The 14,717-nt window shown below is 42.7% G+C and carries 9 protein-coding genes; 2 read left to right on the top strand and 7 right to left on the bottom strand.

The window, feature by feature from the left end:
• Positions 1-35: 35 nt before the first annotated feature.
• The 3 genes from LAY41_RS14130 to LAY41_RS14120 all read right to left on the bottom strand — a co-directional run bounded on the left by LAY41_RS14130 (position 36) and on the right by LAY41_RS14120 (position 8,971).
• The gene (locus tag LAY41_RS14130; RefSeq protein WP_249098638.1) at positions 36-1,547 is read right to left on the bottom strand and encodes a hybrid sensor histidine kinase/response regulator; all 1,512 of its coding nucleotides are present in this window, start codon (positions 1,545-1,547) and stop codon (positions 36-38) included.
• Positions 1,547-7,678, bottom strand: coding sequence for a hybrid sensor histidine kinase/response regulator (locus LAY41_RS14125; protein WP_249098636.1), 6,132 nt, complete (start codon positions 7,676-7,678; stop codon positions 1,547-1,549). The genes LAY41_RS14130 and LAY41_RS14125 overlap by 1 nt, the downstream gene beginning before the upstream one ends.
• A gap of 459 nt (positions 7,679-8,137) precedes the next feature.
• Positions 8,138-8,971 (bottom strand): acyl-CoA desaturase, encoded by an 834-nt coding sequence (locus tag LAY41_RS14120; RefSeq protein ID WP_249098633.1) that lies wholly within the window; start codon positions 8,969-8,971, stop codon positions 8,138-8,140.
• 141 nt (positions 8,972-9,112) lie between these two features.
• On the opposite strand from LAY41_RS14120, the gene LAY41_RS14115 reads away from it, so the two are divergent.
• Entirely contained in the window at positions 9,113-10,342 is a 1,230-nt protein-coding gene (locus LAY41_RS14115; RefSeq protein ID WP_249098627.1) for a TetR family transcriptional regulator, read from the top strand.
• Positions 10,343-10,524: 182 nt separating this feature from the next.
• Here LAY41_RS14115 and LAY41_RS14110 read toward each other — a convergent pair whose 3' ends face one another.
• Entirely contained in the window at positions 10,525-11,076 is a 552-nt protein-coding gene (locus tag LAY41_RS14110) for a Uma2 family endonuclease (protein WP_249098622.1), read from the bottom strand.
• A 222-nt stretch (positions 11,077-11,298) separates the two neighbouring features.
• Positions 11,299-12,705: a helix-turn-helix domain-containing protein gene (locus tag LAY41_RS14105; RefSeq protein ID WP_249098619.1), complete on the bottom strand. Its 1,407-nt coding sequence runs from the start codon at positions 12,703-12,705 to the stop codon at positions 11,299-11,301.
• Positions 12,706-12,930: 225 nt separating this feature from the next.
• Here LAY41_RS14105 and LAY41_RS14100 point away from each other — a divergent pair, with 225 nt between their 5' ends.
• Entirely contained in the window at positions 12,931-13,938 is a 1,008-nt protein-coding gene (locus LAY41_RS14100) for a PEP-CTERM sorting domain-containing protein (protein WP_249098617.1), read from the top strand.
• Between the two features lie 175 nt (positions 13,939-14,113).
• Here the strand turns inward: LAY41_RS14100 and LAY41_RS14095 are convergent, their stop codons facing one another.
• Both LAY41_RS14095 and mazE read right to left on the bottom strand, forming a co-directional pair.
• Positions 14,114-14,473, bottom strand: a complete 360-nt coding sequence (locus LAY41_RS14095) for a type II toxin-antitoxin system PemK/MazF family toxin (protein ID WP_249098614.1) — start codon at positions 14,471-14,473, stop codon at positions 14,114-14,116.
• Complete coding sequence (gene mazE / locus LAY41_RS14090) at positions 14,466-14,705, bottom strand: type II toxin-antitoxin system MazE family antitoxin (RefSeq protein ID WP_249071069.1); 240 nt, start codon at positions 14,703-14,705, stop codon at positions 14,466-14,468. The genes LAY41_RS14095 and mazE overlap by 8 nt, the downstream gene beginning before the upstream one ends.
• Positions 14,706-14,717: the final 12 nt, after the last annotated feature.

Raw genomic sequence — 14,717 nt, 5'->3', positions numbered from 1 at the left:
TGAGCATCACTCAACTATAAGTATTTGCCTACACCTTATATGGCTTGGCGAATGTTGCAGTGCAGAAATTTACTGTTAATATTTTGATTTGTCAGCTTTTCAAACACTGTGTAATAGTTTGGCTCAATTGGAATTGTAATGGCAAATTCTGTCCCCTTTCCAGGCGTAGAAATACACTCCAAACTCCCATAGTGTTTTTCCACTATAATTTGCCTGCTGATCGACAATCCAATTCCCGTACCTTTTCCAGGTGGTTTCGTGGTAAAGAAGGGGTTAAATACGCGACGGCTTACATCCGAATTCATTCCCAACCCGTTATCTGCGATCCGAATCGCCACTTGGTTGTTACCTATGACTTCAGTGCGAATGCGAATTTGGCTGGGATTGAGTTTGATTTGTTCTAATGTCCTCTCTTTGTTATATTCATCTATAGCATCGATCGCATTAGCCAATATATTCATAAAAACCTGATTCAGTTCGCCGCCGTAACACTCGACTTGTGGCAGATTGGGGCAATACTCCTTAATGACTTCAATGGAAGGACGATCGTGCTTGAATTTTAGCCGATTGTGCAAAATCATCAAAGTACTATCAATGCCCTCGTGGATGTTATTCAGCTTCATTTCTGAGTCATCCTGGTGGGAGAATCGTCGCAAAGATAGGACAATCTCGCGGATGCGATCGGCCCCTACTTGCATCGAAATCAGTATTTTCGGCAAGTCTTCCATGAGAAATTCTAAGTCGATTTCCTCTACTTCCTCAACAATTTTTTGTTCGGGATTAGGATATGTCCGCCGATAAAGGTTAAGAATATTCAGCAAATCCGAGATGTAGTCGCCAACGTGCGAGAGATTCCCGTAAATAAAGTTAACAGGATTATTGATTTCGTGGGCAACACCAGCCACCAATTGCCCCAGCGCGGACATTTTTTCGCTTTGAATCAGTTGGGTTTGGGTTTGTTGGAGTTCCAAGAGCGATCGCTGCAATGTCTCCTCAGCTTGCTGTCTCTCATTTATCTCCTCTGTCAGCCGCTGATTGGCGCACGTCAATTCAGCAGTCCGTTCCTCAACTCGTCTTTCTAATTCCAATGCCAGCTTTTCCCGCTCAGCTATTTCCTGTTGCAGAAGCTCATTTTGACTGTGGAGTTTCTTAGTGAGCTTTCGGATACTCAGGTGGGTTCTAACGCGGGCTAAAACCTCGTCTTGCTGAAACGGTTTGGTGATGTAATCGACTGCACCCGCATTAAAACCTTTGACTTTATTCTCCGTGTCGGCTAACGCCGTCATAAAAATTACCGGGATATCTTTTGTTGCCTCCGAAGCTTTCAAACGTTGGCAAGTTTCAAACCCGTCCATCCCAGGCATAATCACATCCAGCAAGATCAGATCTGGCAGGGAATATTCCGCCTTATTGATAGCGCTTTGTCCATTGCGAGCCACCAATACTTTGAATCCAGATTCTGTTAAAAAATTAAACAGCACCTGCACGTTATTTTGGTTGTCATCTACAACTAAAATAGACCCTTGTTCTGAATATTCACCGCTCATTATTCCATCTCCTTATATTGTTGCACTAGCTCCAGAATTTTTTCTTCTTCAAAATCCTTTGCTAGTTGACTCAAACGATTTGCAAAAGGCACATATTGAGGAGCTAACTGCTGGAGTTGATCGGCTCGCTCCTGAATGCCTCCCATGTCACCACTCATAGCCAGATCGAAAAGGATCGTCAGTTCTTCGCCTGGGGGAGGAATAATTTCTTCCTCTTGGATTTGGCAATCGGTAGTCTGGACTGAGGAATCAGTAGAGGTAACTTCTGATTCTTCATAAATCCATTCCAAACCTAAATAATGACTCAGACTTTCTAAAAGTTCTCCTGCTCGGATTGGCTTGGGAAGAAAATCATTACACCCAGCGTCTAAGCTCCCCTGCTGCTCAGTGGATAAAACGCTAGCCGAAGTCGCAATCACTATTACATCTTTAAGTTCTGGCAATTTGCGAATTCTTCGCGTAGCTTCAAAACCATCCATCATAGGCATTACCAAGTCAATTAATATACAATCTGGGTTAAATGACGGTGCTTTATTCAGACAGTCTTGACCATCGGTTGCCTCAATAATTTCAAATCCAATTGGAGCTAGCAGATTAACTAGAACAGAGCGATTTTCCCATTTGTCGTCCACCACCATAATTCTTCTATTATACCCAGCATAACCCCTAACGATCTTTTCGGATTTCTTTTGATGCGCCCCCCATTCTTTTACTTCGGCCAAGTCTAGCTCAAACCAGAAAATACTTCCTTTAGCTACAGCGCTTTCTGCTTTCAGTTCGCCACCCATCATCTCAACTAATTGGCGGCTAATTGCTAGCCCCAATCCGGTTCCTTCTGACTGACGAACTGTGTCGCCCACCTGCTCGAATGGCAAAAATATTTTTGACAATTGTTCTGATGCAATGCCAATGCCGGTGTCTTCTACTTGAAAGCGAATTTTCCGATTTTGGATTTGGCGCGAAGTGGGCGTCTTGGCGGTTCCCGTCACGATGCCAACCGTTGCACCAGAGGATTTTGGATTTTGGATTTTGGAATCTCTGCCGATCTCCTGCGACTCTCCCTGATTTTCTATTAGCCGCACTTTCAAAGTAACGCCACCTGTTTCGGTGAATTTGACGGCATTACCGAGCAAGTTAATCAAAATTTGCCGCAACCTTTTCTCGTCTGCCTGGATGCCGATAGGCAGTTTAGTCATCGGTTCGTAAATCAAGGAAATTCTCTTTTGTTCGGCACGAATGCGGCAGACTTCGGCAATGCCTTGCAGAAATTCCGAAAAATGAAACTCGACGGGGTGCAGTTCCATTTTACCCGCTTCGATTTTGGAGAGGTCTAAAATATCGTTGATTAAAGTTAGCAGATGTTCGCCGCACTGGTTAATGATATTAACTCCAACGTTTTGCTGGCTGGTCAAATTTTTGTCTCGTTTGAAGATTTGAGCGTAACCCAAAATGCCGTTAAGCGGTGTTCTCAATTCGTGGCTCATGTTGGCGAGGAATTGACTCTTGGCACGGTTGGCTGCTTCGGCGACTTGTTCGGCTCGCTGGCGTTCTTTTATTTCCACTTCCAGACGCGCATTTTTTTCTTTTAACTGTTGGGTTCGCTCTTCTACTTTGACTTCCAGGGTGTGATAGAGTTGGGCATTTTCTAGAGCGATCGCAGCCTGAGATGATAGCAGTCGCAACACTTCCACCCGTTTCGGCGTAAAAGCACCTGCAATCAGATTGTTTTCTAGGTAAAGAATGGCAGTGAGTTTGCCTTGATAAAGGATGGGCGCACACAGGAGAGACTTTATTTTGCGTTGGGTGATATAGGGATCGGTGTTAAAAGTTACATCCTGGCTGGCATCATTTAAAACCAGATCTTTTTTAGTTCGGGCGACATAATTAAAGACTGATATAGGTAGCTGCTGGCTGCTTGAAACTGGTAGAGATTGCAGCACTTGCACGTCATCTTTATTCCCTGCTGCTTCGATGACGAATTGACCGTTTTTTGGCAAGATGAGCGAACCAGTTTGAGCGCCAGCATTTTCGATCAAAATTTTCATTAACTTGTCGAACAAGTTAGCGAGAACAATTTCGCTGGTAATGGCTTGGCTTGCTTTCAGCACTGTTGCTAAGTCCAAAATTTCTGCCTGACTTCCCGTGGTAGTTAAAGAAACAATTGTTGCAGCGCGATCGAGGGTAGTTTCTGTGACGGGCGATCGGGAAATTAATTGCGGGTATTTTTCTTCTAAATGTTTGACTTTAGCAATAGCCCCCCAGCGAATATAAGCATAGTAGGCATTTGTCATGTAAGTCTGGGCAATGCTTTGTTTGCCCCATGACAGATAGAATTTCGCAGCGAGTTCGTGAGCAAGTGCTTCTTCGTTGATATACTCGTTTTCTTTAGCGAGGGCGATCGCGCGATCGTACATCTCGATCGCTTCTACTTTTTCCCCTAAAACCCGATGCCGTTCTGCCTCTACTAAATAGAACTTGTGCAAAAAATTCATCGGGGCATGATGCGCCCATTTCTGCATTTTTTCTTGATTATCTCGGACGCGATCGAGGAGGGCGTTTTTCTCTGACTCTGTGCTGTCGGCATACACCGCTAGCCGTACTAAAGAATCGTAAAAATGGAATAGAGGAATAAAGGGCGACGCTACCACCACGTTTAAATACTGCTCTGTTATGACAGTATTTTCAATCGCTTCTGAGTAATTTTCAAACCAGTAACTAAGTAAAAGTTTGTTCCAATATATGTAGTAAAGTCCCGTTTTGTCATTTGCTTGCTGGAGCAGTGGCAACATGATCTGCTCATCGCAGGCTTCACCCTGGAGACAGCAGTGATTTTCACTTTTTCCCAGCAGATTTAAGATTACCTGCCGATAGATTTCTAGATAATTAAGCGCTGTTTTTTGCTTGAGTTTATGAATAGCATCTCTGTTGATTGCCATCTCTCTTTCAAGGACAGTCAGTTCTTTGCCGCTAAAGTAAGCGAACATGGAGGACAGGAATAGACCATAGCCTGCATATTCTAAATCTCCTGTTTCCATTCCGATAGAGTAAGTTGACACCAAAGGCTCTAAGGTTTCTCTCAGATGCTCTTTCCAATGTCGGATAAATAGATTTACTATGAAGACTGTCTTGGCTTTAATTTCTTGAGCATTTAACTTTGACAATAGACTTAAAGCTAATTGACCAAACTGATAACCTGAATCAATATCTCCCACAATGCCACAAAGAATCAGACCATAATTGGCATAAGCAAATGGAGAAACGGAAGCATTACCATATTGGATGGATAAAGGTACTTGTTTGCACACTGTCAAGGGTACCAGTTCTGGAGCAGCACCAAGGTATGCAGGAGTAAAGATACTTGATAAAAGTCTCATGGCTGCTAATTTATAAGGCTCAGTCATTTGAGGCAGGTCAATTAAATCCTCAATTCGCAAGCCATTCAAAATTGCCGCAGTTTCCCCTAGTGCTTGCCCAATATCTGACGGGTTCGGCTGAGGGGGAAACTCTACTCCCAATAGCTTTAAAACTTGTAGCCCCGTACTAACCGCTTCTAGCAGCCTGTTCTGCGATATGTAAGCTTGAATCTGGACTTCATACACTTTCACTTTGTCCAGCAACATTTTGGCGCAGTTTTGGACTATCTCACCGAATCTCTCCATTGCTTCAAAATCACCGTTCAGATATGCCGCTTCTGCTGCTTCTGAGTGTAGTGCTAATGTCAGTTCATATTGACTGTCCCAACTATCAGATGCTAACAGTCCCAAACCAACTTGCAAATATTTGACGGCGGAATCGTGCGCTGTGGCTGCTTTCGCTTTCTGTCCGGCTATGAGATTAAGTTGAGCTAGTTCGTATTTTTTGGCTTCAGATGTGAGTAAGTCAGTACCGTAATTGAGTTGGTTAACGAGAGCAAAAATATTTTCTTTGCGTTCTTCAGGCGTTGTGGAGTGCAGCAGTAATTGACCAATTTTCAGGTGCGTTGCTTTCTTATCCTCATCGGGAATCAGAGAATAAGCGGCTTGCTGCACTCGGTCATGCAAAAACTTGTAGTCAACCTTGACATCCGTTAAGGTAAACCCGCCCGATTCTTCCTGACTAAATACCAGCGGAATTTTGTAGTCATTGCTCAAAGGTAAAATCAACCCAGCCTGAAGCGACGACCACAGATGTGCAGCAGTGACTAAGGAAGATTCCTCATTTACAACGCTTAAAATTTCTAAGTTAAAAGTGTTGCCAATACAAGCTGCTAGTTTTAATACTTTCTGCGTATCGGAGGGCAGTTTGCGAATATTTCTAGCAATCAGATCGACAACGTTATAATCGGTAATTCCGATCGCTTGGATTTGCTTGATGTTCCACTGCCACTCGCCTGAGTGCAAGTGATAAACCAGCAAATCTTCAAGGGTTAGGGTTTTGAGCAGTTGAGTTAAGAAGAAGGGATTGCCCTGCGTTTTGTTAAAAAGTAGGTCAGATAGCGGCTTTGATCGAACAGATTCATTTAAAGTATCGGCGATTAATTGTTCGACATGAACGAGTTCTAATGGGCCGAGTACGATATGATTCACCGTCGCACCCATTTGGCAAATCTTGCCAATAGTTTGAATTGTCGGATGGGTCGGAAAAACTTCGTTATCTCGATACGCGCCAATTAGCAATAAATATTCGCTTTCGGTATCAGTCATCAGCATTTCGATCAATTTCAGCGATGCCGAATCTGCCCACTGCAAGTCATCTAAAAATACAACTAGCGGGTGTTCTTTAGTTGTAAATACGCTAATAAATTGTTTGAATACCCGACTGAAGCGGTTTTGCGATTCAGTTGCCCCCAATTCGGGGACGGGTGGCTGTTTGCCGATAATGAGTTCGACTTCGGGAATCACGTCGATAATCACTTGTCCGTTAATGCCTAAAGCCGATAAAAGTTTATCTTTCCAAGCTTGAATTTGTGCTTCGCTTTCAGTTAAAAATTGCTGAATTAATGATTGGAATGCTTGAATTAGGGAAGCGTAAGGAATATTCCGCTTGAACTGGTCAAATTTCCCTGCAATAAAATATCCCCGTTGCCGCACAATGGGTTTGTGAACTTCATTGACTAGAACAGTTTTACCAATGCCGGAATAACCGGAAACAAGCATTAATTCCGCCCCCCCTCTAGTCCCCCCCCATGTTGGGGGAGCAGAAACGCGATCGAATGTTTCCAAAAGCGTAGCAACTTCCGCTTCCCGACCGTAAAGTTTTTGTGGTATATTCAATAGACCTGCTTTGTCGGCACCCCCAGCAATAAAGTCGAAAGTAGCGCCGATCGTTTGTAGCTTGATCAGACAGGTTTCTAAATCAAATTTTAAGCCATCTGCACTTTGGTAACGGTCTTCAGCAGTTTTGGCTAACAATTTCATTAAAATATTTGAGATCGCCTCTGGAATTTCTGGATTCACATGATGAGGCGGTACAGGCATTTTAGCAATATGGCTGTGTACCAATTCCATCGGCTCGGTGGCACTAAAAGGCAACTCGCCTGTCAGCATTTCATAAAAAGTAACGCCCAAAGAATAAAAGTCAGTGCGGTAGTCAATTGACCGATTCATTCTGCCAGTTTGCTCTGGCGACATATAGGCGAGGGTGCCTTCGAGCAAGTCAGGATGGCTGAGTGTCGAGTTTTCTCGCTCCAAGCGCGAAGAAATACTAAAATCAATAATTTTTACTTGCTCTTTTGGTGAAGTTATGATAATATTATGCGGTTTTATATCTTTATGAATAATGTGATTTTTATGAAGTTCTGCGATCGCAGATGCTAGCTGAATGGCGATCGAAAGAAAGGAAAAAACTGGTATCCCTTGCGAATTTATCAGATTTTTGAGTGATTCGGCCCCAAAATCTTCTAAAATCACCGCTAAGCCATTCCCATAGTTTTCCAAGCTATAGGCTTTGACAATTCCTTCAATGTTGAGATGTTGCAGGATTTTATATTCATGCCGCAAGCGGGTAATATCTTCGAGGGTAGGATACTCGGCTAGTAGGGTTTTGACGATAACACTTGAAAGATCCGACTCCCGCTGAGCGCGATAAATGACCGTTCTCACTCCAGTGTGAATGGATTCGATGAGTCGGTAACCAGGTAGGGTGGCATTCATTTAGGTTCTCGGATGGGCGCAAGAGAATAGGGTTTCAGATTAGCTTCTATATCTAGGATGCCCAGAAACTTGAAAATATTCTTAAATTTTACACTTTGTAAAATTTAACCAAAAAAGACTCTTGCTTCGGTATTATAAAATTTGACTTGTTGCTGTTGCGTTCAGCTAAATTAGGCGTTTAAAGCTTATACCTCAGCCATATCTGTCTTTTGTACTCTTCGTGATAATTTTTTCTAGAGGATTTAAGCACGCAGCTGGTATAGCGATCGCACAAATATTTTTGGACTTTGTGCCCTCCTGTGCGGGGTAATGCCCACCCCTAGCTCGAAATCCCGATCATCGCTAGGCGGTCAGAAACCCCGTTTTTTTGAAGAAACCGGGTTTCTTAAGTCCCGAAGCAGATCAAACAGATGTGCGATCGCTTACGCCCAGACTTTTCCGATCAACTCTCAGGAAAACCTAATTTACAGGCATGACAACCTTTTTCGCCAAACCCAGAGTTTTGAGAGTTTTAATTGCCCACCAAGTCACATCAATTTCCCACCAACGCAGTCCGGCTTTTGCTACATTTGGATGAGCATGATGATTATTGTGCCAACCTTCGCCATAAGTTAAAATCGCCGCCCACCAAAGATTTCGAGATCCATCATCTAATTGAAAATTACGATAACCGCGTAGGTGTGTGGCAGAATTAATCAGCCAAGTGCTGTGCCAGAGTAGGACCGATCGCAAGAACATTCCATAGATTACAAAAGACCATCCACCCAAAGCATATAACAATAATCCCAAGGGAATTTGAAGCAGTAAAAAGTTGCGATTTAGCCAACGGTAATAGGGGTCGCGGTCTAAATCAGGTGCAAATCTTCTATAAGTTTCGTAGTTGAAAAACTCATCCTGTGGGTAAATTAGCCAAAGACAGTGACTCCACCAGAATCCTCGTTTAGCAGAGTATGGATCTTTATCGAAATCCTCTGTATGTGCATGATGCAAACGATGTCCAGCCACCCAAAATATCGGCCCCCCTTGAAGAGAAAGCGTACCGATAGTAGTAATTATATATTCCAACCATTTTGGTACTTGAAAACTACGGTGAGTTAAAAGTCGGTGATATCCTAAACAGATACCTATACTGCCAAATAACCAATGGAGAAATATCATTACCCCCAAAGCTGACCAAGAAAAAAACCAGGGAGCTAACAAAGCTAAACCATGAACGGCAGCAAAAAATGCCACACTTATCCAGTCGAGAGTAAGAGTTGATTTATGCTTAGGAGCAGTTGATTGAATTGGCATGAATTTTTCCTATATCTGTGAATTTCTCAAACTATTGCCAGAAGCCAGCTACAGTAGAGACAGCAGATGCAAGTCCTACTTACATTTAGTAGCTTAACAAGGTTTCGGTTTAAATGCAAGTACCACTTACAATTTTCACCTATGTCCTCTGCACGAAGTTCAACTAGACAGCGTTTGATTGACGCAGCGCTTGAGTTATTTGCCTCTCAGGGAGTAACTGAGACGACGACTCGGCAGATTGCGGAATTAGCAGAAGTCAATGAGGTAACGCTATTCCGGCATTTTGGCAACAAGCACGGGTTGCTTTTGGCTGTGATTGAAGATTCTGCCGTGTTTACCGCTTTGGGTGAATCCTTAGTCGAGCAAGCGAATCAGACGAGCAGCATTGAGCAGGCGTTGAAGGACTATGCCAGAGGTCGCTTGCAGGCGCTGGAGGGTGTACCTGAGTTTGTGCGTTCTGTGGTGGGGGAGGCGGGACAATATCCAGCCGCTAATCGTCAGGCGCTGGGACGAGGGTTAACTCAAGCCAATCATTATGTTGCCGAATATTTGGCAACTGTGATGGCTCGCGGACAGTTGCACACTCATTTCCCGCCGGATAAATTAGCAAGTTTGCTTAATGGGATGTTGTTGGGATATGTGGTAATTGAGTTTACGAGCGAGTTCCACGAACTTTGGGAAGATAGAGAAGATTTTTTAGATAATTTGGTAGATTTGTTTTTACATGGAACTGCATCAAGTGTAGCTGAATCTGTTGGAAGTTATGCGATTCAGTTAGCAGAAGTAGTAATGGAAAAGGTGGCAGATTTACCAGCTTCTTTGGTTCATTTTATTTTGGAACGCGCTAAGAAACTGGGATTGCAAGATTATGCTTTGGCGTATGTGTTGTTTGGTGCTGGTTTGTTTGTGAGGGAAGTTGTTAGTTTGGACCGATCGCACCAAATTAGCGAGAATGAGCAGCACCTATTGCAGGTGAGTCGCGGTGCAGTTCGACAAGTTCCAGTCAATCAATGGATTATGGGAAAACGCTATGGTTCTTATGTTCGCAATCCTTTAACTCAATGGCTCAAAAGCCGTAAAGATGACCAGTTAGCTTTGTTTTTGAATGATGTTGGAAAACCGATGTCAGAGGAGGATTTAAGCGCCAGATGGCAGGCGATCGTACAGGGAATGCTGACTCCTGAAGGTCAACCACCTGCGATCGAGCAAGCGCGACAGACTTGGTGTGTTGAAATGTTGATGAAAGGAATGAATTTGGAGGATTTGAGTATTCTTAGCGGTTGGGATGTTAGGAAATTACAGCCTTATGCGCGGAGGGCTAGAGAGAAAGCGGCTTTGGAACAGGCTATTCGGCTCGATCGTAAAGTTTAGTAGTAAGTTGCTAGTTATCAGCAGGTACGTTGTTGCGCTTTAGCGCTCTTTTAGCGCTAAAGCGCAACAACGTACCTATTAGACATTCAGAAGAAGATCAACCACTCAAAATTAGACTGGTGGACAACAACTTAAGGCGCTTTGAACTTTGGCATTTTAATAACCTGAATATCACCGATCGCTTAAGCCAACAATTCATCAACTGTCACACTAAAACCAGGTAACATGATTTGAGTGCTAACTACATCACCTAAATTAAACAATTTTTGCTGTTGTTGAGTAATTACCAATACCCACTGACTATCAGGAAATATTAGCCATATTTCCTGACAACCGGATTCTAAATACTCTCTTACTTTGGTAAATACTTCTTCAGCTTTATCGGTAGGAGAAATAATCTCAGCAATTAATGGAAAACTTTGCGGTAATACGGTAAAATTATTACCATATTGTGTTAGTAATTCTGTTGTCAAATAGGCAACATCAGGACAACGCCCTCGTCCGACTGTGCGACAATCTGCTGAAATGTAAACTTCGCCACCCAGATTATTAGAATTCATATAATTTCCCCAATAATAAGAGAGTCTAGATTGAGTTCGACCGTGTTTTGCTGTACTACCATTTTTCTCCACTAATTCTCCATCCACCCATTCCGTATTATCGGGGGGATTGAGCATATAGTCTTCTAGTGTAAAGACTTTTGATACATTTGAGACTTCTGTGGTAGTTACCATTAAGATTCTCCTTGACAGCATTTATTAATATTATCGCTGGTTGTTCTCTAAAATACTACTTGTTCAGTTCGAGAATCATTCGGTGGTGTCTACACCCGCCTGGGGTTCAAACCCCAGGCTAATAGCTGAAGTCCACTTAAGTGGACTGAAATCATGAATCCAGTCGTCTAAAGACGACTTTGGCTATTAGCATGGGGTTTAAACCCCATGCGAGTGATGAGGCTAATGCAATATCTCTGTTTTCACATACTGTCTTACCACAGGTTGAAGGTTGAAAAGCTGTTGATTACCTTGTTTTACTTTGTCAATCAACGATCGTCTTCCCAATGATTGCATGGCGTTAAATAACTCTGCTGGCGATAATTGGATATGTTCTAGCAATTTTGAGATTGAAACTGGATCGGGCCCGATCGCTAAAACGGACATCACCTGTTTTTCCAATTCGGATAAGCTATTAAACTGCTGATTTAATATATCTTTTAAATCCTCATTCAAAAAGATTATATCATATTTAAGTATTTCAGAAACACTGCCACCGAATAAGTCTTGAATCATTGTGGCAACTAGCTTTAACCATAAAGGATTGCCTTGGTAGTGGTTAATCAGGTCTTCCCATTTCTCCTCTTCAGCTAAACCTTTCTCTCTCAGAATTTCCCTTGCTGATGCCATATCCAAACCATCCAATTGCAAGGAACGAACGGGTTTATTTTCTCCTTCTAAGGCGGCAATTTCTCTCGGTTTATCCCAACTGGTCAGCACTAAGCAACTATGATGAGATAATTCTCCTATTCGTCTGAATAATAAACCATAATCTTGATATCCAGGTTCGTAGCAACCTGCTAACTGTCCGTTGCTGAAAACTGAATGGACATCATCGAGTATGACTAAACAGCGGTGTTTTCGCAAATACTCTATTAGCTGGGATAGTCTACCTTCGGCGCTGACTGCTAACTCGATTTCCTGTTGGTTAGAGATGAATTGGATTAGGGTTTTCTGAACTTCTGCTAGGGGTGGTTTGCCGCAGAGACTTTGCCAAATTACATATTCAAATTTATCTTTAATTTGTTCTACTAGCTGGACGGCTAGTGCAGTTTTGCCAATACCGCTTATCCCCAAAAGTGCCACTAGGCGACAGCGTTCTTGCACTATCCATTTTTCTAGAATAGTTAGTTGTTGTGTGCGATCGTAGAAATTGCCGATATCGGGTGCATCATCTACAGAAACCCGGTTTCTTGGAGAAACCGGGTTTCTAACTTGGCCCGATCGATCTTCTGGAACTTGTGGAGGTGGCAAAGGTTTTGGACAAAGGTTGATGTTATTAATTTGTATAAAGTCTTTCGCACAATTTGATGAAACGGATGAAACGTTAGAGAACCGACACCTCTCCATTGTAGAGCGAAAATTTGCTTTACTGACATCTTCTCCTACTACATCTGAGAGTATCTTCCATAGTTCAGAAGCAGCATCTTTAATGTGTCCCTCGCTACAGTGGAAGTCTTCTGCTATTTTCGAGTATTTCTGACCTTGCACCGTTCCCCGTAAGATAGCTTCTTGCAGATCGTCTAAGTGTTTCCCTGTTTTGGTGAAAATTAGGCGATCGGCTATTTTTAGCACTTCTTTAACGTCCATTGGTTAGGTAGATGTCGGTATTTTCACTATTATAATCCGACTTTTTCCGACTTTGGCAACTAAATCCGGCTTTTTCCGACCTGTTTGTATTGAAAAACTTCCTACGAAATCTGACTTTTCCCGACTGGACAAGGCTTCTATTGTACCGCATACTTGGCAACAGAACCTACCTTTAAAGGTCATAAACTTTTTGCTTTGCTATATGAGTCTTATCAGGAGGATATAATGCTTAAATTTTCTAAAAGTTTATCTAAAAGCATTGTTGGCTTAACTACTTCGGTCATTTTGATTCCAGTTATGTCAAGCAGCGCATCTGCCGCCAGCCTCAAAAAAATTGAAGCCGTTTTTGGTCTTGCCGAACAGAATACCAGCAGTACTCAAGCTAAATGTACTCCTTCTCTTCAACCTTGGACGATGATACTCTCTTGTACTCAAAGCTATACAGCCAGCACTAGACTAGGCGTTAGTACAGCAGGACGAGTAGACTGGCGAAATATATATCAAAAGTTTGAATTTAAGGGCGATCGGGGTGCAAGGTACAGGGCTAAATTTAGTCTAACAGGCGATGTATTTGCATCAGTAAAAGCTGCTGGTTTCGCTGGTGCTAATGCTGCCAGTGGTCTTGCCCCACGTAGCGGCGGTCCTGAGACCAGACTTAACTTAGCTAGTGCTATTGCATCAACATCATCTGACTGGGATCGGCATTCTTCATCTAGTTATTTCGATTTTAACGGTGGTAGCACCTGGACATTTCGCGTGGGAGCGCAAACTCAGGGAGTTGCTTGGACTTATGGTTTGGGTTTTGCTGAGGCTAAATCTTCCATAAATTTCACAAGTATTGCCACCATAACAAAGATAGGTAGTAGTCGTAGTTCCCTTTTTAGCTCTAGTAGCGTCGGTAGTGCTTCTAATTATGGCTTTAACAATGCCTCTGATGACGGATTTTCCAGTGTTTCTGACGATGATTTTATTCCCGTCTCGGATGACGAATTCTCCAATATTTATGACGATGATTTTAGCACTATCTCTGATGACGGATTTTCCAATGTTTATGACTATGATTTTAGCACTATCTCTGATGACGGCATTTATACCTCAGTTCCAGAGCCATCCCAAATTGGCGGACTAGCAGCACTTTTAACTATGTTATTAGCAACCAAACGCTCTCGTTTTGCTAAAAAGCATACTAAAGAAACTGAAAAGCTTGTTGGTAAAACTGCGGTTAAAGTTTAGTAATTAGGAAGCTGGTAGTCTCCCAACATTACTCCCTTTCCATTCTGCATCAAAACTTTTAGTCAAGGCGATCGCACTTACCAACACTAAGTGCGATCGCATTTTTTTACCTGAAAAATAGCAACTCTCTTTCACCTCATCTTCAAAAGCGATCGCAGAAGAAATTTTCTCCTCATTAAATGGTAAACCCTAACATAATATCGAGTGCCATACGAATTTGTTCCCAGTAGTCCGGTTCCAAAACACCAATTAAATCCATCACCCGTTGGTGATCGACCCCTCGAATCTGTGCCACATCGATGTAACGGTTTCTGTCGAGTCCATTCACAGATGTTGCTACTACATTAATAGCATAAGGTGCAGATTTTGTTCCCGCCAGAAATGGCATTACAATCGTCAGCAAACTATGGCGATTGCTAACATCGTTTTGCACAATCAAACAAGCGCGAGTTTTTTTAGTTTCAACACCTAAAGTTGGGTCAAGTTTTACCCAACGAATCTCTCCACGTTGATATGTGAGAATTCCGTTAGGCATCGGCATCATCTCCAATTCCATCTGCTACTACCGCATCCCACAACGCGATTTCCGCTCTATATTCGGGATTTTGAGCATCCTGTTGGTGTGCCGCAGCTAACTCTGCCTCGATCGCAGATCGACGCTGCCTTCTTAACAACTTATTTATGTACTCGCTTAGGTTTCCCCCCGAATGCCGATCAAGAAAAACCAAAACTTCATCATCAAGATCGATCGTTACTTGTTTGGGCATTTTTACTCTCTC

This window comes from Argonema galeatum A003/A1 (genome assembly GCF_023333595.1).
Taxonomy (GTDB): Bacteria; Cyanobacteriota; Cyanobacteriia; order Cyanobacteriales; family Aerosakkonemataceae; genus Argonema; species Argonema galeatum.
Note: the sequence above shows the minus strand (reverse complement) of the source record. Positions and strands in the feature narration are given on the sequence as shown.

Excerpts from the sequence above, each read along its gene's own strand:
- LAY41_RS14130 (WP_249098638.1), bottom strand. The coding sequence starts at position 1,547 with ATGAGCGGTGAATATTCAGAACAAGGGTCTATTTTAGTTGTAGATGAC.
- LAY41_RS14125 (WP_249098636.1), bottom strand. The coding sequence starts at position 7,678 with ATGAATGCCACCCTACCTGGTTACCGACTCATCGAATCCATTCACACT.
- LAY41_RS14120 (WP_249098633.1), bottom strand. The coding sequence starts at position 8,971 with ATGCCAATTCAATCAACTGCTCCTAAGCATAAATCAACTCTTACTCTC.
- LAY41_RS14115 (WP_249098627.1), top strand. The coding sequence starts at position 9,113 with ATGTCCTCTGCACGAAGTTCAACTAGACAGCGTTTGATTGACGCAGCG.
- LAY41_RS14110 (WP_249098622.1), bottom strand. The coding sequence starts at position 11,076 with ATGGTAACTACCACAGAAGTCTCAAATGTATCAAAAGTCTTTACACTA.
- LAY41_RS14105 (WP_249098619.1), bottom strand. The coding sequence starts at position 12,705 with ATGGACGTTAAAGAAGTGCTAAAAATAGCCGATCGCCTAATTTTCACC.
- LAY41_RS14100 (WP_249098617.1), top strand. The coding sequence starts at position 12,931 with ATGCTTAAATTTTCTAAAAGTTTATCTAAAAGCATTGTTGGCTTAACT.
- LAY41_RS14095 (WP_249098614.1), bottom strand. The coding sequence starts at position 14,473 with ATGCCTAACGGAATTCTCACATATCAACGTGGAGAGATTCGTTGGGTA.
- mazE (WP_249071069.1), bottom strand. The coding sequence starts at position 14,705 with ATGCCCAAACAAGTAACGATCGATCTTGATGATGAAGTTTTGGTTTTT.